Here is an 18,430-nt window from a genome sequence, read left to right as displayed (position 1 = left end):
CCTCTTTTTAACTTATTGATATAAAACCATTCAGAATGATTTATTCTGCATCCTCGCAAAATGCCTTGAAAGTCAGATACGCCATATACACATCGGCTTTGGAAACCACCTCGAACGGAGAATGCATGGAAAGAACCGGAACGCCGATATCGATGGTATCGATATCCTGATTGGCGACGAACTTTGCGACCGTTCCACCGCCGCCCAGATCCAACTTACCCATTTCGCCGATCTGCCATACCACACTGTTGCGATCCAACAAGCCGGTCAGATAGCTGACCAGTTCCGCCGATGCGTCACTGGTGCCGGACTTACCACGAGAACCGGTATATTTATAGATTGCCACACCATTGCCAGCATAAGTAGCGTTATCAGGCTCAAAAGCATCGGCGAAAGTCGGATCAAAAGCCGCCGTGACATCTGCTGACAGGCATTTTCCGGCCTTGCAAGCTGTGATATAATCGGCCTCCTGCGTCTCGCAAAGCTGCTGCAGGAAATGGAAGGTATACATACTGTGCAGACCGGTTACTCCGTCCGAACCGGTTTCTTCCTTATCTGTCAGCACACACACCGTGGTGTAGGCCGGTTTCTCCACGCCAATTTCTGCCATCAGCGCCGGATAGGCATCCACACGGTCATCGTGACCATAAGCACCGATCATAGCACGGTCCAAACCGATGTCCCGCGCTTTGTGGGCCGGTACGACTTCAATTTCAGCACGAGTAAAGTCGCGTTCAGTAATTCCGAATGCTTCATGAAGCATTCCCAGCACGTTCAGTTTGACGCGCTGCTCGGCCTCTTTATCAGCAATCGGCTGAGAGGCAATCAGGACATTCAAGTCCTCCGCTGAGATTCCCTCGCTCAACGGTTTGGCGTTCTGCTTGGCACTCAGATGGGGCAACAGATCGGTAATGCAGAAGACCGGATCATCCTCTTTTTCGCCAATGCAGATTTCCACCTTGCTGCCGTCCGCACGATAGATCACACCATGCAGGGCCAAAGGCATCGTCGGCCACTGATATTTGCGTACACCGCCGTAATAGTGGGTACGCAGATAGCCCAGACCATTCTTTTCAAACACCGGCACAGGACGCAGATCCAGCCGGGGAGAATCGATGTGTGCGATATTAAGATGGAAACCCTCGTTCAACGGTTTGGTACCAATTGTCGCCGCCAGCACGCATTTGCTGCGGTTGATCGTATATACTTTGGCACCTGCTTCCAGTTTCTGACCAGGCACAAAGGGCTTGTAACCTGCTTCCATCAGCAGCTTTTCACTGTACGCCGTTGCTTCACGCTCTGTCTTGCCGTTGTCCAAAAAAGTCTTATACCCCTCGCAGAAATCTTGTGCTGCCTGCAAGACATCCGGTGCCATATCGGCAACCGTTTCATTTTTGTACAACAGTTTCTTCAGTTCTTCGGTAGTTTGCATTATTGAACATTCCTTTCATGCATCACGATGCAGTATAAATTTCCTGATATCGCTGATAGCTACTGGTGATTTTTTTAACATACAGCCGCATCTGGGGATAGGGATAATGATCCAGCGTTTTTCCATCCGCAGAATATTGCGTCTGCGCCAGCAGATCATCTACGGTTCCCCAACCACTGTGATAAGCCGCTGCCGCCGTAGCCAGATCATCCTGGTATCGCAATAAGCAATAACTTACGAAATAACTGCCAAACCGTATGTTCGTTTCGGGATCGTACAAATCCTCAAAGGTCAGATCCTCGGTGGGTGCAATTTTTGACTTGATCCAGTCGAATGTCACTTCGGTGATCTGCATCAGTCCCCGCGCACCTGCATCAGAATCCGCCATCGGATCAAAATTGCTCTCGGTACGGATAAAGGCATACAACATCAACGGGTCGATATCATATTTGTCGGCGTAATAGGTAACGTATTCCGCATATTGGATGGGGTATTCCCAGCGGTTGATTTTATCCTGGAAAAAGGCAAACAGAACCGCTCCGGCCAATGCCAGCATCAGCAGAACGGCCAAACATTTTTTGACAATCTTATGGATGATATTTTTTTTAGCCATGGTCCTCCTTTCTCAAGGACGTCAGATACGCCTTAACTTTATCTTTCAGCTGCATTGGTGTTCCATCATTTACAATTTCAACAGTCGCTGCAGCCCGCAGTGTTTCCAAGGACGTTTGGGCATCCAGACGTCGCCTCGCCATTTCTGCCGTGATCCCGTCCCGGGCACAGATGCGCAGTACACTGGTTTCGTAAGGTGCCGTAATCAGGATCAAGGCATCGCAGCGCGCCTCAAAAGGCGTTCCCACGATCACCGCACCGTCGACAAAGACCAAATCTGCCCCTGCCTTTTGCGACTGAGCAAGGCGATCTTCAATGCGGCGCAAGATTTCCGGTTGCGTGACAGCCGTCAGCCTTTGCGTTCCTTCCGGTGTGGCAAAGGCGCGATCTGCCAGGAGATGGCGGTTCAATGTGCCGTCCGGCTCCAGGATGTCCTGTCCAAAATAAGATTGCAGTTGTACCAGACAGACCGAGCCCGGCAGCAAAACCTCCCGTGCAATTTGATCTGCATCAATACAAGGATATCCCTGCTCCACCAAGAAATTTGTCGCACTGGATTTGCCGCAGCCGGAACGTCCAGTGATTCCGATAATTTTCACAATGTCACCACCCGGAAAGCCGCCGCACGGATCAAACGATTATATACCGCCATTGAAATGCCATCCTGCTCAGGACAGCGGGCGTAAACCACCTGTGCCCCATGACGGTCCAGATCCCGCAGTGCAGTAAAAAGGTGATGTGCCTGTGTAGCCCCGTCATGATTGCGCCCGTATTCGATAGAGGGAACCGGAAGCTGTGCGCCCTCACCGTCAAAACAAAGCGCCCAAACGCCCGGGGCTGCATGCTCTGCAACATACCGGCAGTACGCTTCGAAATTGCCCCGCAGAATGGTAACCTGTGCCTTCGGCGCATAATGCTTGTATTTCATGCCAGGGGAACGGGCCACCTCCCCCTCTTTGAGCTTTTCCAGTATAGCCGGACTGACCTGGACTTCCTCACCCAGGACTGCTTCCATCTGTTCCTTGGTGATATAGCCCGGCCGCAGCAAAATGGGATGCTCCCCCGTCACTGATACAACGGTAGATTCCACGCCTACGGCACTTTCCCCTCCGTCTAAAATCAAAGGCAGACGGCCATGCATATCGGCCAGTGTATCCTGCGCATTGGTCGGGCTTGGTTTCCCGGAAAGATTGGCGGAGGGCGCAGCAAAAGCAACACCGCTTGCTTTGATGACTGCCTGTACTACCGGGTGCGACGGCATACGAACACCGACCGTGTCCAGTCCGGCGCAGGTCACTTCACTGACTTCTGCCCCGCGGGGCATTACCATCGTCAGAGGCCCCGGCCAAAAGGCCGCTGCCAGTTTGAGAGCGCGTTCCGGCACTTCAGAAACAATCCCCTGCAGCATATCCATACCACAGATATGTACAATCAGTGGGTTGTCCTGCGGTCGTCCTTTCGCCTCGAAAATTTTTCGCACAGCATCGCCGTTGCGGGCATCGGCGGCGATGCCGTAAACAGTTTCCGTCGGCAGTGCTACCAGTTCGCCCTGCCGCAACAGTTCGGCCGCCAAGGCAATGCTTTCTCCTGATACAGGCAAAACCTGTGTTTTCATCTTTTATTCCTCGCTATGCTGTTTCAGTTTTTCTTCCCGGTCCGCCAAAATCAGCGGTTCCAGCACGCGGTCCAGATCTCCGTCCAGGACCCCCTGCAAATTTCGAAGCGTCAAACCAATCCGATGATCCGTGACACGGTCCTGCGGGAAATTGTAGGTACGGATTTTTTCGCTTCTGTCTCCTGTTCCCACCTGACTCTGTCGTTTTTCATTATAGGCCTCATCGTAGGCCTGCTGTTTTTGCTGCAGAAGTCGACTGCGCAGAACCGTAAGCGCGCGCTCCTTATTTTCGCGCTGACTGCGTTGATCCTGGCACTCTACAACCATCCCGGTCGGCAGATGTGTGACCCGGATAGCAGAAGAGGTCTTGTTGATATGCTGGCCACCCGCGCCGGAGGAACGGAACGTGTCAATCCGCAGATCTTTAGGATCCAATTCCAGCTCAACCTCTTCCGCCTCTGGCATCACAGCCACTGTAACTGTTGAGGTGTGAATGCGGCCTTGTGTTTCGGTTTCCGGTACCCGCTGTACGCGATGGACGCCGCTTTCGAATTTCAAACGGCTGTACACGTCGGCGCCTTCCACCGAAAATACCACTTCTTTTACGCCGCCAAGTTCCGTCTCATTGGCACTGATCGTTTGGCAGGACCAGCCTCGTTTGGACGCATACATGGTATACATCCGCCACAGGCTGTGGGCAAAGAGCGCTGCCTCTTCCCCGCCGGCGCCCGCTCGGATTTCCAGAATCACATTTTTCTCGTCATCGGCATCCTTGGGAAGCAGCAAAAGGCGCAGGTTCTCTTCGCTCTGCGCCAGATTCCGGGCAATTTCGCAAAGTTCCTGCTGTACCATAGCTTTGAACGCCGGATCTGTCTCCTGCTGCACCAGCTCATTGGTTTCCGTCTGTTGCTGCTGCAAAGATGTATACCGGCGATATTCTTCGACTAGGGGGGTCAGCTCTTTGTAGTCTTTCATCATACGTGCATACACATCCGGCTGTGCAGCAGCATCCGGTGCCGACATACGATAGGCCAGTTCTTCATACCGGCGTTCTACTTCATGCAGTTGCAGAAATTCGGTCATACACAGTTCCTTTCCACACAAAACTTTCACAGCTTTGTGTGCTGCTACTGGCCATTTTCTCGCAGAATCTTTTTGATATTGCGCTCAATCTTGGCGCGCGGCAACATAATTTCATGTCCGCACCCCTGGCATCGGATTTTGAAATCCATGCCAACCCGCAGTACATCAAACCGATTTGCACCGCAGGGATGTGGTTTTTTGGTCTGAATCACATCTCCGACCCGTACGTCCATACGGCGCACCGCCTTTCCCGCAAATTTGCTCTCTTATTATAGTACAGCCAGTATTGTTTTGCAAATCATCCGCATAAAAGTTTAGCAACCGCTTCTGGCAACGCAAAAGCGGAAATCACAAGAAACGAGGAAACAAAAATGTTGGAATATCGTGCCGAAGGTCTTTGTCGAAACGCCAATCATCTGAGCAAAGAGGAACTGAACCACTGCATTGCAACAGGCGAAATTCTGCAAAGCACCGCCCTTGCCTATGACAATGAACATCGCCTGCGTTTTGAGATCTGTGGGCATCGCGGTTATATGCCTCACGAAGAGTGTCTCGCCGTCGGCCCTGGCGAGGAAATCAAAGACATTGCCGTGTTGACCCGGGTGGGCCGTCCTACCTGTTTCATCATCACTGGCACCGCGGCGGAAGAAAACGGTGAGGAAGTGTATCTTCTCTCTCGCGCAGCAGCACAGCGCCAATGTCGGCGGGAGTATCTCGATACATTGGAGCCTGGCAGCGTCATTCCCTGTACCGTAACTCACATTGAAAATTTCGGAGCCTTCTGTGACATCGGCTGTGGTATTTCCGCTCTGTTGCCCATCGATTGCCTCTCGGTGTCCCGCATTTCCTCCCCCAACGATCGAGTGCAGGTTGGGCAGCAGCTTTTATGCGCCATCAAAAATCGTGATCTCCAGGGCCGGATTGTCCTGACATTGCGGGAATTGCTGGGCACTTGGAGTGAAAACGCTGCCTGCTTTGCCGCTGGTGAAACTGTTGTGGGGATTGTTCGCAGTGTGGAGGACTACGGTGTCTTTATCGAGATAGCCCCCAATCTGGCTGGTCTGGCGGAAGCCGACTCTTCTCTGCATCCCGGGCAGGCCGTCAGCGTGTATATCAAAAACATTCTGCCCGATAAGATGAAGATCAAGCTGGTCGTAGTCAACAAAAATCTTTCGCAGCCGCTGCGTTTTGAACCGCATTATTTTGTAACACGCGGCCGGCTGAAAAAATGGACCTACTCCACACCGCAAAGCCGCAAGCAGATTGAAACTATTTTCTGAAGGGCACTTTTTTATTGTCGTCTCTTGCCACTGTGCAGATCGATGTGTATAATAAAAAAGAAAGATAAGATTGGCGAGGACGTGATAGCATGGCAGAAGCATTTACAGCAGGTGTAAAGCCCGGCGGCCTTACAGATGACACGCAGATCCGTATCCTGTTGTGTTATCTGGTCAAGACGGCAGGCTCGCTGACACGCGATACGCTGCAGGGCGCTTTGCTTCAGGAACAGCTGGTGAATTATTTTGAATTTGCCGACGCTTTGGCAGACGTAGAGAAACAGCAGCTGGTCACCAAAGAGGAAGACGGTCGGTATTCCATCACCGAAAAGGGGTCCACAGTAGCGGATACCCTGGCCTTGGATCTGCCGCGCACTGTACGGGAAAGCGCCATCCGTGCTGTCATGCAGATTCAAAGCTGGCGTCATAAGGCTGCTATGAACCGCGCCCATGTGGAGGAAAAAGATGGTTCGTATACGGTATGGTGCGCCATTGGCGATTTAGGAAGCGATGTGTTCCGTCTGCAACTGGCTATGCCGGATAAGCTGACGGCCGAGACCATCAAGAATAACTTCACTGCGCATGGCAGCGAGATTTACTCCAAGGTCATGGATATGCTCACTCAGCCCAGCACCGAGGAAGATCGTCCTCCCGTTGCGTTGCTGTAACATCAAAAACCCCCGCTTGCTGAGCAAGCGGGGGCTTTTATTGATGCAATTTCAGCAGCCCAGATAGGCTTTACGTACCTCAATGTTGTTGGCAAGCTCGGTGGCTTCGCCTTCCATCTTGATGGTACCGGTCTCCAGCACGTACGCACGGTTGGCAATCTCCAGAGCCATCTTCGCATTCTGTTCCACCAGCAGCACCGTTACACCGTTACGGTTGACTTCGCGGATGATCTTGAAGATTTCCTTGACCAACAGCGGAGACAAGCCCATGGAGGGTTCGTCCAACAGCAGCATCTTTGGCTTGCACATCAGCGCGCGGCCCATGGCCAGCATCTGCTGCTCACCGCCGGACAACGTGCCGGCCGGCTGGTTGCGGCGCTCTTTCAAACGCGGTAGCAGTTCGAAGACCATATCAAAGTCATTCTGGATGGCCTCCTTACCGTCACGGCGCACATAGGCGCCCATCTGCAGGTTTTGCTGCACCGTCAGACCGCTGAAGACGCGACGTCCTTCCGGCACCTGTGCCAGCCCCAAGCGAATGATCTTATGGGCTTCCATCTTACTGATGGTTTGTCCGCAATAGTCAATTTCACCGCTCTGCAATTTGAGCAGCCCGGAAATCGCATGCATCGTTGTCGTTTTACCAGCGCCGTTGGCACCGATCAGAGTAACGATTTCTCCCTCATTGACATGGAAGGAAACATCCCGGATGGCGTGGATGGAACCGTAGAAAACATTGATGTTCTTGACAGAAAGCATCTCCCCCATCGTCAATCACCTCCCAGATAAGCCGCAATAACTTTGGGGTTGTTGCGGATAGCCTTGCCGTCACCGCGGGCGATCACACGGCCGTAATCCAGCACAGTGATCTCCTCGCAGATGCCCATAACAAAGTTCATATCATGTTCAATCAACAGAATGGCGATACCAAACTGATCCCGGACACTGCGAACCGTCTGCATCAGTTCCTCTGTCTCGTTGGGGTTCATACCAGCGGCAGGTTCATCCAAAAGCAACAGTTTCGGATTAGTGGCCAGTGCACGGGCAATCTCCAGCTTGCGCTGTTTGCCGTACGGAAGCTGATTGGCTTTCAGATTGGCTTCTCCATCCAGATCGAAAATTTTCAGAAGTTTATGAGCCTCCCGGTTCATTTCATGCTCCTTCTCCTTGAAAGCAGGCAGCCGGAAAATTCCCGTCCACATATTGTACTTGATCTGGTTATGAAGGCCGACCTTAACGTTATCCAGCACTGTCATTTCATTGAAAAGCCGGATATTCTGGAACGTACGGGCCACACCGGCACGGCTGATGTGCTCGGGATTTTGACCTGTGATATCTTTGCCGTCCAGCACGATGTTCCCCTCGGTGGGCTTATATACGCCGGTCAGCATGTTGAATACAGTGGTCTTGCCAGCACCGTTAGGGCCAATCAAACCGTAGAGGTGTCCCTTCTCGATCGAAAGGTCCAACTGCGCCACGGCCTGCAGGCCACCAAACGCAATGCCCAGGTTACTGACTTCCAGCAGAGCCATGTTACGCCACCCCCTTCTTCTGTTTTGCCTTGCCGGCTTCGTGATCCTTGCGGAAACGTGCCGTCAGCTTTTCACGCAGTGCGATCATCTGAGGGCTCTGGTTGAAGATCATCACGACGATCAAAACAATCGCATAAATCAGCATACGGTAGTCATTCATGCTGCGCAGCATTTCCGGCAGAACGGTCAGGATGGCCGCCGCAATAACAGAACCGCGCAGATTACCAATGCCGCCCAGCACCACAAAAACCAGAATCAGGATCGAGGTGTTGTAATCAAACTTTTTGGCAACCAGAGAAGAGTAGTTCAAGGAATACAGAACACCTGCAATACCTGCAAAGACAGCGGAGGTGACAAAAGCCATCAGCTTATATTTGGTGATGGGAATGCCTACGGAGCGGGCTGCAATCTCATTGTCGCGGATAGAAGTAATCGCACGCCCAGCGCGGGAGTTCACAAGGTTCAGAATCACCAGCAGCGTCAGAATGACCAAAACAATACCAATGGTGAAGCTGGAAGCCTTGGTGATGCCGGTAATACCCTGTGCACCGTTAATCAAAACCTTGCCGTCCTCCATGTTCAGAGAGCTTGCATCTTTCAGAGAAAAATGCAGACCATTGGCATCTACCCCAAGGTAGCAGGCGTTCATTACATTCTTGATAATTTCGCCGAACGCAAGCGTTACAATAGCAAGGTAGTCACCGGAAAGGCGCAATACCGGAACACCTACGAGGAATCCGAAGATGCCGGCCACAAGGCCGCCCACTACGAAAGAAAGCAGCAGCGCCAGGGGCTGAGGCATCGAAGAATTGATACTGACCCACACAAGGGTACCTGAAAAAGCACCGACACTCATAAAGCCCGCATGACCGAGGCTGAGTTCACCCAGAATGCCCACAGTCAGGTTCAGCGAAACCGCCATAATAACGTAAGCACAGATCGGCACGAGCTGGCCGGAGAAGGAATTGCTCAAAAGGCCTGCCGCCGAGAGCGCCTGCACAACAATGTAAAAAGCGATCACAATACCAAAGGTGATCAGGTTGCTCTTTGTGGAGCGTTTCATTGTTTTCAAATTCATCGCTGCCACCTCAAACTTTCACATTGACTTTCTTGCCCAGCAGACCGGTCGGCTTGACAATCAGCACGACGATCAGGACCAGAAAAACGATGGCATCCGACAACTGCGTGGAGATATATGCTTTGCTCAGGTTTTCGATCACACCCAGCAGGATGCCCCCCAGGAAAGCACCAGGGATAGAGCCGATGCCGCCAAAGACTGCCGCCACAAAAGCTTTGATGCCAGGCATAGCGCCTGTCGTGGGCTGCAGCGTGGGATAAGAAGAGCAAAGCAGTGCACCAGCCACTGCTGCCAGTGCGGAGCCGATGGCAAAAGTCAGCGAAATGGTAGCATTAACGTTGACACCCATCAACTGAGCGGCACCGCGGTCTTCCGACACAGCCAGCATAGCGTGACCGGCAGACGTATTGTTCACGAACCAGATCAGGACAGCCATAATCACAATACAGACCACGATGGTCACAATGGTTTCAGCCGAGATGGTAAGCTGACCGTCAAACAGGCTGATGGGCTGCAGGAAAGGAATCCCGGAAATGACCGAGATGAAGCTTTTGGGACTGGAAGACCAGGTCAGCTGCGCTACCTGCTGCAGCAGATAGCTCACGCCGATAGCTGTGATCAGAACGGCAAGCGAAGGAGCTTCCCGCAGCGGACGATACGCCACGCGTTCAATCACAACGCCCAGCACCGTGCAGACGACCATGGACAGCAAAATGGAAAGAATCGGGTTCATACCCGAGGTTCCAAAGGTAAAAAAGACCACGTAACTGCCGATCATGATGACATCGCCGTGGGCGAAGTTCAACATTTTGGCAATGCCGTAGACCATAGTATAGCCGAGGGCAATCAGCGCGTAGACGCTGCCCAGGCTGATACCGTTGATCAGGTAGGACAAAAACTGCATTGCGTAAAACACCTCACTCTATCTCTTTCTGACGTTTACAAAACCGCACACGTACAGAAATATAGTATATAGTAGCACAATTAAACCGGCAAAACAATGGTTTTTTCGCCCGCATATCTGTGCATTCTGCTGTTTTTGCAGCCTGTGATACCAAAAAGAGCTGCCGAACCCTTTGTCCGGCAGCTCCATTGGCAACGGAATTCAGTTTACAACCGCGTCAGGCTTCTCACATTGCAGCGTAAGCGCCGTCTTTGATCACAACAGCCTTGGGGTTCTTGGAGATCGCACCCGTAGCATCCCAAGTCATACCAGTACCAGTCAGGCCATCAAAGGTCATGCTGGTAAACTGAGTCTTGAGAGCGTCACAGATCTCGCTGGCGTCCATATCGCCGTTGATACCGCCGGCCAGGACCGCCTGATAGATAGAGTAGATAACGTCGTAAGCATCCGCAGCGAACTGGTTCGGGGTCTCACCGTAGGCAGCTTCATAAGCGGAAACGAAAGCCTGGGTTTTCTCATCCTGAGCATCTGCAGCGAACGGGGTCAAAAGCATCAGGCCCTCGGCCAGAGAGGTGTCGAAGCCTTCAATGGAAAGAATACCATCCATGCCATCGCAGCCGAAGAACTCGGGCTCATAACCGATCTTGTCAGCAGCGATCAGGATCTGAGAAGCTTCCTGATAATAGATGGGCAGGAAGACCAGTTCAGCACCGGCCTCCTGGCACTTGGCCAGCTGGGTAGAAAGGTCAGACTTGTTGTCAGCCGTAAAAGCCTCGGCCGCAACAATCTCAAGGCCCTTGGTCTCAGCCTCTGCCTTGAACTTGTCATAGATGCCGGAAGAATAAGCGTCAGAAGAATCGTAAATCACACCGATCTTGGTAGGCAGACCATTGTCGGCGATGTAGTCGGCGGAAGCAACACCCTGGTTGGGGTCGGTGAAGCAGACCTGGAAGACGTTGCCGCGCGCCGTGCTCTCGTCGTTAGCATCGTTGAGGATGACCGACAGAGAAGAAGCAGACGGAGTCAGCATAAACATGTTGTCGTTAACGGTCTCAGCGGCAACAGCGACGGAAGGCGTGGTGGTAACAGGGCCAGCCAGAATCTGCATGCCCCAGTCCTTCAGAGTGTTGTAAGCATTAACACTCTTTTCGGCGTCGTTCTCGTCGTCCTCGAACTGCCACTCGAAGACATCGCTGCCGTTGGCAGCATTGATTTCTTTCACGGCCAGCTCTTCAGCATTCTTAACGGCGTTGCCGTATACAGCGGCCGCACCGGTAATGGGGCCGATGCCGCCGATCTTGATCGGGGTACCGGTATAGCTGCCGGAGCCGGCGGACTCACCAGTAGCCGCAGAGGCAGAAGCGGTGGCTTCAGAAGAAGAAGCGCTGCTCTCGGACGTGGTCGCAGTAGAACCGCAAGCAGCCAGGCTCAGCACCATAGAAGCCGCCAGAACAGAACTAACGAGTTTTTTCATGGTATTCTAACCCTCCTAAAATCTTACAGCACATTTTGCCTTGCGGCGGGCCGCACACCCCTGTGCTGTAGTATAAAAGAATTATAGACTTTTACGATTAAAAGCGCAATGTTCCAATTCTACAGTGTTGGAAAGTAAATTCTTTTATTTTGTGTCCAATTTGCATAAAATTTAGTTACAAAATGTTATCAATCTGCCAACTTGACAAAAAAATCCAGTCATTTATTGTAAAAAACTTGCAAAACACGTCGGAATTTGCCATAATGGAATCATCGAACAACTATGATCCGTGAAAGGGGCAAATTCGCAGATGAAACTTCTTGAACAGCGTATTCTGCAAGAGGGGCAGGTCCGTCCCGGCAATGTGTTGAAGGTAGACTGTTTTCTGAATCACCAGTTGGATGTAGAGCTTTTGGACCAGATCGGTGTGGAATTTCACCGCATTTTTAAGGACGATGGCATTAATAAGATTCTGACCATCGAGGCTTCCGGCATCGCCATTGCCTGCATGACGGCCCGCCATTTCAATGTTCCGGTCGTCTTTGCAAAAAAGGCAAAAAGCAAGAATATTGACGGCGATGTCTACACCTCCAAGGTGCACTCCTATACCTATGGCCGTGACTATGACATAACGCTGGCGAAAAAATTTCTTACTCCCAGCGATAAAGTACTGATTCTCGACGATTTTCTTGCCAACGGCAAAGCAATGAAAGGGCTTCTGGATATCTGCAAGCAATCCGGCTGTACCGTCGGCGGCATCGGCATCTGCATCGAGAAGGGCTTCCAGCCTGGCGGTGATGAACTGCGGGCGGCAGGTTACAAGCTGGCCAGTCTCGCCATCGTCAGCGAGATGAGCGATACCGGCCTCACCTTCCGCGAGCAAGAAGATTGATAGAAAAAGGCAACTCCCTGCCGGGAGTTGCCTTTTTTGTTGATTATTGCTGCTGCAGCGCAATGTTCTTGTAGCGCGGACGCATCATGCCATGCTCGATATGCGGTTCGCCGCCTTCGACGGTATCTGCATCGATCGTCACTTTAGTGATAGACGCATCCGACGGGATGTCATACATAATGGGGATCAATAGATCCTCTACCACACTGCGCAAACCACGTGCACCGCTCTTGCGCTCCACGGTCTTTTTGGCAATGGCGTGAAGGGCTGCATCCGTAAAGACCAGTTCCGCATTGTCCAGATGCAGCAACTCTTTGTACTGCCGCACAATGCTGTTTTTGGGTTCCGTAAGAACGCGAACCAATGCATCCTCATCCAGCGGATCCAGAACTGTCACCACCGGCAGACGGCCGATGAGTTCGGGAATCAGACCAAAACGGACCAAGTCATCCGGTTCCACCTTCTTGAGCAGCTTCTGGCGGGTTTCATCCTTATCCAGTGTGGTGCGCAGCTGGCTGCCGAATCCCATGGAAGCATTATCAGTACGTTTCTGAATCAGCTTTTCCAGACCGTCAAATGCACCGCCGCAGATGAACAGAATATTTTTGGTGTTGATCTGAATGAATTCCTGCTGGGGATGCTTACGGCCTCCATTGGGAGGCACATTACTGACCGTGCCTTCCACAATTTTCAGAAGCGCCTGCTGAACGCCTTCGCCGCCCACATCCCGGGTAATGGAGGGATTTTCGCTCTTGCGGGTGATTTTGTCGATCTCATCAATGTAGATGATACCGATCTCCGCTTTAGGAATATCAAAATCCGCTGCCTGGATCAGTTTCAACAGGATGTTCTCCACATCCTCACCCACGTAGCCGGCTTCGGTCAGAGTGGTCGCATCCGCGATGGCGAAAGGTACATTGAGCATTTTCGCCAGCGTCTGTGCCAGCAACGTTTTGCCGGTACCGGAAGGTCCCAGCATCAAAACGTTGGATTTCTGCAATTCTACGCTGCTTTCCTGACCGGAAAGAATCCGTTTATAGTGATTGTAGACCGAAACTGCCAGTACTTTTTTGGCGGCATCCTGGCCGATGACATACTGATCCAGGCCCGCCTTGATTTCAGCCGGCGTCAAAATGTTGACGCTCTCCAACGGGTTGGCATCATACCGCGTCTGTCCCGGATTGCGTGCCGCACCGGGGCGGCGATTGGCACCGGCGCGCGGCGGCATTGGACGCTCATCATCCTTATACAAAGCACGATAGCACATGTCGATGCAGTCCTTGCAGATGTTCACCCCCGGACCGATCAGAAGCTGTTCCACTTCATTTTGAGAGCGACCGCAAAAACTGCAGATCAGCTCGCGTCCTTTTCCGTCCTTCCCGGACGTTGTGTTTGCCATGTTGTTCCCCCGAATCAGTGTTTATAGAGGATATCATCGATCAGGCCGTATTCCTTGGCCTGCTGTGCCGTCATATAGTTATCACGTTCAGTATCGCGCTGGATGGTTTCCAGAGCCTGGCCGGTATACTGACTGTACAGCTGGTTCATGCGCTCCCGGATGTGAATGATATGGTTGGCGTGAATCTGAATATCGGTTGCCTGGCCGGAGATTCCACCGCCGCTGATAAGCGGCTGATGGATCAGAATCTCGGAATTGGGCAGCGCGAAACGCTTGCCCTTTGTGCCGCTAGCCAGCAGGAAAGAGCCCATAGAGGCCGCCATGCCGATGCAGATGGTAGAAACATCACATTTGATGTAGTTCATCGTATCGTGAATGGCCATGCCGTCCGAAATGGAGCCACCCGGGCTGTTGATGTAGAAGTAGATGTCCTTCTCCGGGTCCTGCCCTTCCAGATAGAGCAGCTGCGCTACCACCACGCTGGCCGAAGTGGAATTGACATCTTCGCTCAGCACAATGATACGGTCATTGAGCAAACGGGAAAAAATATCGTAGCTGCGCTCACCGCGCGCAGTCTGTTCGATAACATAGGGTACAAGGCTCATAGGGGTTCCCTCCTTATTGAAAAAATCGGATTGAGGCGGATAAAGGAACCGATACGGCAGCAGATGCACACCGTATCGGCCCTGTTTATCATACTTCCCGGGGGATTACCAAGACAAAATTACTCGCCCTTGGTTTCCTCGCTCTGAGGTTCTTCCTCTTTCTTTTCCGCCTTCTTGGTGGTCTTGCGGGTGGTCTTCTTGGCGGGCTTCTTTTCTGCTTCGCCGGTCACAACGTTAGCTTTTTCCTTGACGAAATCAATCGCCTTGTTGACAGCCAGATCCTTCTTGACAGCCTCTGCATTCACCAGGCTCTTGACCTTGTCGGCTTCCATCTGGTAGGCGTCGGCAATGCGCTTAACTTCCTCTTCGAACTCTTCCTCGGTGGCCTCGATGTTTTCCTTGGCAACGATGGCCTCCATCGCCAGACGCATCTTAACCTGCTTCTCGGCCTGCTCGCGGAACTGCTCCTTGAACTGGTCCTTGTTCATACCCATATACTGCAGGTACTGCTCGAGCTTGAGGCCCTGCTGAGAGATGCGGTACTGGAAGTCCTGGACCAGCTCATCCATGCGTCCCTCGATCATAGCATCGGGAATATCCGCCTTCATGCCGTTGACGACCTGATCGATCAGGTCGTTTTCCATCTTCTGCTCGGCCTGTTTCTCGTGGTTGGCGGCAATGCCTTTGCGGATGGAGTCCTTCAGTTCGTCCAGCGTATCGTACTCGCTGACGTCCTTGGCGAAATCGTCATCCAGTTCCGGCAGTTCCTTGTACTGGACTTCGTGCAGCTTGATCTTGAAGGTGGCATCCTTGCCGGCCAGTTCCTCAGCCTGGTACTCCTCGGGGAACTTGACGTTCACATCGAACTCGTCGCCAGCCTTGTGGCCCACAACCTGCTCCTCGAAGCCGGGAATGAAGGAACCGCTGCCCAGCACCAGAGCATAATGCTCTGCCTTACCACCCTCGAAAGCCTTGCCGTCCACAAAGCCCTCAAAGTCGATAGTAGCGGTGTCGCCGTTCTGAGCCTCGCCTTCACGGGTCAGCAGACGGCCATTACGGTCCTGCATACGCTTGATCTCAGCGTCAACATCGGCCTCATCCACAGTCTTGACATCTTTGGTCACGGTTAAACCAACGTACTCGCCCAGTTCCACTTCCGGCTTGACGGCAACCTTGACCTTCAGAACAGCGCCTTCGTCCTCCGACATGGAAACGACCTCCGGAGCGGGGCCTCCCACGACCTCGATGCCGGCCTCTTTAACGGCGGCTTCGTAGTTCTCAGGGAACAGATCGTTGATGGCGTCATACTGGAACAGGTCTTTGCCGTACATCTTTTCGATCATCGCACGAGGGGCATGGCCCTTGCGGAAACCGGGAACGGTATACTTCTTGCTCTCACGCTTGAAAGCGGCAGCGACAGCGGATTTGAAGGTCTCCGCGTCGATGGAGAACTGCAGTTCGACCATGCTCTTTTCGAGCTTTTCACAGGAAATCAGCTTCATTTATAAATTCCTCCAAAAATAAATGTACATAAAAATACAAGTAATTATAGCATGTTCCCACGCAGAATACCAGCCCTATTTGCAAAAAAGTCACAATTCATCTTACTTTTCCGGGCTTTTGCCGGCTATCACACATGGAAAAATAACATTTTGCTCATTTTCTGGACTTTCTCAACCGATTTCATCCAGTTTGTAAGGGCAAAATCCCAGACCATCTGCTGAAATCAAGCGATAACGAATTCCATCCACATCCCCCTGCACTGCGAAACGAATAGATTTCCCATGCAGATGTCCATAATAGCATTCTGTTACGCCAAACTCTTGCAGCACAGCAATCAATTCTTTTGCCGAAGCCCCCGGATAAACCGGCGGATAATGCAGAAACGCAATTCTACGGGAAGCCTCCCCCGCCGCCTGCAAGGACATGCGCAGCCGGCCGGCTTCACGGGCCATCAGTTTTTCCCCTTGTGCCGCTGCATCATCAAACGGCCACCCACGCGTTCCACAGAGCGCCGTCTGCCCGATAAGACAGGCGTTGTTATGCAGGATATGCAAAGAATCAAAGCCATTTGTCTGCAGAAAATTTTCCATCTTGCGGGTTGTGGTCCACCAATAATCATGGTTTCCTTTCAGCAGCCATTTCTGCCCGGGCAATCCCTGCAAGAAAGCAAAATCCGCACGGGTATCCTGCAAATTCATGGCCCAGCTTGTGTCCCCCGCCAGCAGCACTGTATCTTCCGGCCGGATCAACGTGCGCCAGTTGGTTTCCAGTTTAGGCAGATATCCGTCCCATCCCGGAAAAACATCCATCGGCTTATTGGTACCCAACGACAGGTGCAGGTCCCCTATTACAAATACTGCCATACAGCTCCTTCTGTTCTTAATGTTTCCTGCAAAGCAGCATTCAGCGCAGTGCTGCCGCGCGGATTTCGTCCGGCGCAATTACCTCCGTGAAACGAACGGGCAGACTGTTCAGTTCCTGCAGGCTCTTGGGCGCTTTCTGCCCCGTGGCCTCTGTGAGTACTGCCATAGCGTCAAAATCACTGGCAGGGGCCGTGATTCCCAAAGCCGACAGGACATCCCGCGGGAATTTGAAGGGACTGGCCGTAGAGAGTACAACCATGGGCGCCCCACTGCGGCAGGTCTCTGCCACACGGAACGCTACCGCTGTATGGGTATCGCAAAGATAATGATCCAACTCAAAACGTGCACGGATTTCTGCCGCACTCTCTTCATCCCCCGCGAACCCCGCCGAGAAGGTTTCCTGAATTCTGGCCAGTGTATCCGGGTCCACTGTATAGCGGCCGGTTTGTGCCAGTTCTTGCATCCAGCCCGCAACCTTCTCGCTGCTGCCGCTGACATGATACAGCAAACGCTCCAGATTGGAGGAGATCAGGATGTCCATCGAAGGCGATGTGGTCTTGTAGAAAGTACGGCGGGCGTCATAGGTTCCTGTACGAATAAAATCTGTCAGGACATTATTCTTGTTGGAAGCACAGATAAGCTTGCCTACCGGCAGGCCCATCTGTTTGGCATAATATCCTGCCAGAATATCGCCGAAGTTACCAGTGGGCACGCAAAAGTCTACCGGAGCCCCCCAGTCAATGACACTTTGTTCTGCCAAGCGGAAATAGGCATAGAAATAGTAGACAATCTGAGGCACCAGGCGGCCCCAGTTGATGGAGTTCGCGCTGGAGAGCCGGATGTCGCGTTTTTCCAGTTCTTCCGCCACCGAGGCGTCGGCAAAGACGCGTTTTACACCCGTCTGGGCATCGTCAAAGTTACCCTCCACAGCGTACACCTGCACGTTTTCACCACGCTGGGTCACCATCTGCAAGCGCTGAATTTCACTAGTACCGGCATTGGGATAGAACACCGAAATTTCAATACCGTCCAGTCCGGCGTAACCAGCCAAAGCAGCTTTACCGGTATCGCCGGAAGTTGCCACAAGAATCCGGGTGGTTTCTTTGCGTCCCAGGTTGTGTTTTGCCTCCACCAGCAACTTAGGCATCAGCTGAAGGGCATAATCCTTGAATGCACAGGTGGGGCCATGCCACAATTCGAGTGCATACACCCCGTCGCGAACGCATACAGTTCGCCCGGCATTGCCGCCAAAGGCTGCACCGTAGGTGCTTTCCGTTGCCTGTTTCAAGAACTCTGCTCGATAATCTGTCAGGTATCCCGCCAGCACTTTCTGCGCCAGTTCCGGGTAAGAAAGATGTTTCCACGCATTCAGATACGCCTGCGGGAAGGTTTCCGGTACAAAAAGGCCACTTTGCGGCGCGAGCCCGCGCACGATTGCTTCCGAAGCGGAGACACGAAGCCGGGAATCTCTGGTACTCTGATACTGCATATGA

The 18,430-nt window shown here is 52.4% G+C and carries 19 protein-coding genes; 3 read left to right on the top strand and 16 right to left on the bottom strand.

Going from position 1 to position 18,430, the window contains the following annotated elements; translation table 11 throughout:
* Positions 1–40: 40 nt before the first annotated feature.
* From NQ490_RS14590 to NQ490_RS14565, 6 genes are read right to left on the bottom strand one after another with little or no spacing between them, the layout of a single operon-like run.
* The gene (locus NQ490_RS14590) at positions 41–1,432 is read right to left on the bottom strand and encodes an aminopeptidase (RefSeq protein WP_007046409.1); all 1,392 of its coding nucleotides are present in this window, start codon (positions 1,430–1,432) and stop codon (positions 41–43) included.
* Between the two features lie 22 nt (positions 1,433–1,454).
* Complete coding sequence (locus tag NQ490_RS14585) at positions 1,455–2,045, bottom strand: lytic transglycosylase domain-containing protein (RefSeq protein WP_007046410.1); 591 nt, start codon at positions 2,043–2,045, stop codon at positions 1,455–1,457.
* The gene (gene coaE / locus NQ490_RS14580) at positions 2,038–2,643 is read right to left on the bottom strand and encodes a dephospho-CoA kinase (protein ID WP_007046411.1); all 606 of its coding nucleotides are present in this window, start codon (positions 2,641–2,643) and stop codon (positions 2,038–2,040) included. The genes NQ490_RS14585 and coaE overlap by 8 nt, the downstream gene beginning before the upstream one ends.
* The gene (locus NQ490_RS14575; protein ID WP_007046412.1) at positions 2,640–3,659 is read right to left on the bottom strand and encodes an L-threonylcarbamoyladenylate synthase; all 1,020 of its coding nucleotides are present in this window, start codon (positions 3,657–3,659) and stop codon (positions 2,640–2,642) included. Before NQ490_RS14575 ends, coaE begins: the two co-directional genes overlap by 4 nt.
* Before the next feature lie 3 nt (positions 3,660–3,662).
* Complete coding sequence (prfA, locus tag NQ490_RS14570) at positions 3,663–4,742, bottom strand: peptide chain release factor 1 (protein WP_007046413.1); 1,080 nt, start codon at positions 4,740–4,742, stop codon at positions 3,663–3,665.
* Between the two features lie 44 nt (positions 4,743–4,786).
* Positions 4,787–4,975 (bottom strand): DUF951 domain-containing protein, encoded by a 189-nt coding sequence (locus tag NQ490_RS14565; protein ID WP_007046414.1) that lies wholly within the window; start codon positions 4,973–4,975, stop codon positions 4,787–4,789.
* Between the two features lie 138 nt (positions 4,976–5,113).
* On the opposite strand from NQ490_RS14565, the gene NQ490_RS14560 reads away from it, so the two are divergent.
* The gene (locus tag NQ490_RS14560) at positions 5,114–6,022 is read left to right on the top strand and encodes a S1 RNA-binding domain-containing protein (RefSeq protein WP_007046415.1); all 909 of its coding nucleotides are present in this window, start codon (positions 5,114–5,116) and stop codon (positions 6,020–6,022) included.
* 89 nt (positions 6,023–6,111) lie between these two features.
* The gene (locus NQ490_RS14555) at positions 6,112–6,687 is read left to right on the top strand and encodes a DUF4364 family protein (RefSeq protein WP_007046416.1); all 576 of its coding nucleotides are present in this window, start codon (positions 6,112–6,114) and stop codon (positions 6,685–6,687) included.
* 51 nt (positions 6,688–6,738) lie between these two features.
* Here NQ490_RS14555 and NQ490_RS14550 read toward each other — a convergent pair whose 3' ends face one another.
* From NQ490_RS14550 to NQ490_RS14530, 5 genes are all read right to left on the bottom strand, one after another.
* A complete protein-coding gene (locus NQ490_RS14550; protein ID WP_007046417.1) occupies positions 6,739–7,455 on the bottom strand; it encodes an ABC transporter ATP-binding protein in 717 nt (238 codons plus the stop codon).
* Positions 7,456–7,457: 2 nt separating this feature from the next.
* The gene (locus tag NQ490_RS14545; protein ID WP_007046418.1) at positions 7,458–8,219 is read right to left on the bottom strand and encodes an ABC transporter ATP-binding protein; all 762 of its coding nucleotides are present in this window, start codon (positions 8,217–8,219) and stop codon (positions 7,458–7,460) included.
* Position 8,220: 1 nt separating this feature from the next.
* Positions 8,221–9,297 (bottom strand): branched-chain amino acid ABC transporter permease, encoded by a 1,077-nt coding sequence (locus NQ490_RS14540; protein WP_007046419.1) that lies wholly within the window; start codon positions 9,295–9,297, stop codon positions 8,221–8,223.
* A 10-nt stretch (positions 9,298–9,307) separates the two neighbouring features.
* Positions 9,308–10,201 (bottom strand): branched-chain amino acid ABC transporter permease, encoded by an 894-nt coding sequence (locus tag NQ490_RS14535; protein ID WP_007046420.1) that lies wholly within the window; start codon positions 10,199–10,201, stop codon positions 9,308–9,310.
* A 226-nt stretch (positions 10,202–10,427) separates the two neighbouring features.
* Positions 10,428–11,675, bottom strand: coding sequence for an ABC transporter substrate-binding protein (locus NQ490_RS14530; protein WP_007046422.1), 1,248 nt, complete (start codon positions 11,673–11,675; stop codon positions 10,428–10,430).
* Positions 11,676–11,985: 310 nt separating this feature from the next.
* Between NQ490_RS14530 and NQ490_RS14525 the strand changes: the two genes are divergently transcribed.
* Entirely contained in the window at positions 11,986–12,567 is a 582-nt protein-coding gene (locus tag NQ490_RS14525; RefSeq protein WP_007046423.1) for a xanthine phosphoribosyltransferase, read from the top strand.
* A 43-nt stretch (positions 12,568–12,610) separates the two neighbouring features.
* On the opposite strand, the gene clpX is transcribed toward NQ490_RS14525, so the two are convergent.
* From clpX to thrC, 5 genes are all read right to left on the bottom strand, one after another.
* Positions 12,611–13,966, bottom strand: coding sequence for an ATP-dependent Clp protease ATP-binding subunit ClpX (gene clpX / locus NQ490_RS14520; RefSeq protein WP_007046424.1), 1,356 nt, complete (start codon positions 13,964–13,966; stop codon positions 12,611–12,613).
* A 14-nt stretch (positions 13,967–13,980) separates the two neighbouring features.
* On the bottom strand, positions 13,981–14,571 hold the full coding sequence (locus tag NQ490_RS14515) for an ATP-dependent Clp protease proteolytic subunit (RefSeq protein ID WP_007046425.1): 591 nt from the start codon (positions 14,569–14,571) through the stop codon (positions 13,981–13,983).
* Between the two features lie 119 nt (positions 14,572–14,690).
* Positions 14,691–16,073 carry a trigger factor gene (tig, locus tag NQ490_RS14510; protein WP_007046426.1) on the bottom strand — a complete coding sequence of 461 codons (1,383 nt, stop codon included), beginning with the start codon at positions 16,071–16,073 and terminating at the stop codon, positions 14,691–14,693.
* A gap of 171 nt (positions 16,074–16,244) precedes the next feature.
* Positions 16,245–16,937 (bottom strand): metallophosphoesterase, encoded by a 693-nt coding sequence (locus tag NQ490_RS14505; protein ID WP_007046427.1) that lies wholly within the window; start codon positions 16,935–16,937, stop codon positions 16,245–16,247.
* 40 nt (positions 16,938–16,977) lie between these two features.
* Entirely contained in the window at positions 16,978–18,426 is a 1,449-nt protein-coding gene (gene thrC, locus NQ490_RS14500) for a threonine synthase (protein WP_007046428.1), read from the bottom strand.
* Between the last annotated feature and the right edge of the window lie 4 nt (positions 18,427–18,430).

This window comes from Subdoligranulum variabile (assembly GCF_025152575.1).
Taxonomy (GTDB): Bacteria; Bacillota; Clostridia; order Oscillospirales; family Ruminococcaceae; genus Gemmiger; species Gemmiger variabilis.
Note: the sequence above shows the minus strand (reverse complement) of the source record. Positions and strands in the feature narration are given on the sequence as shown.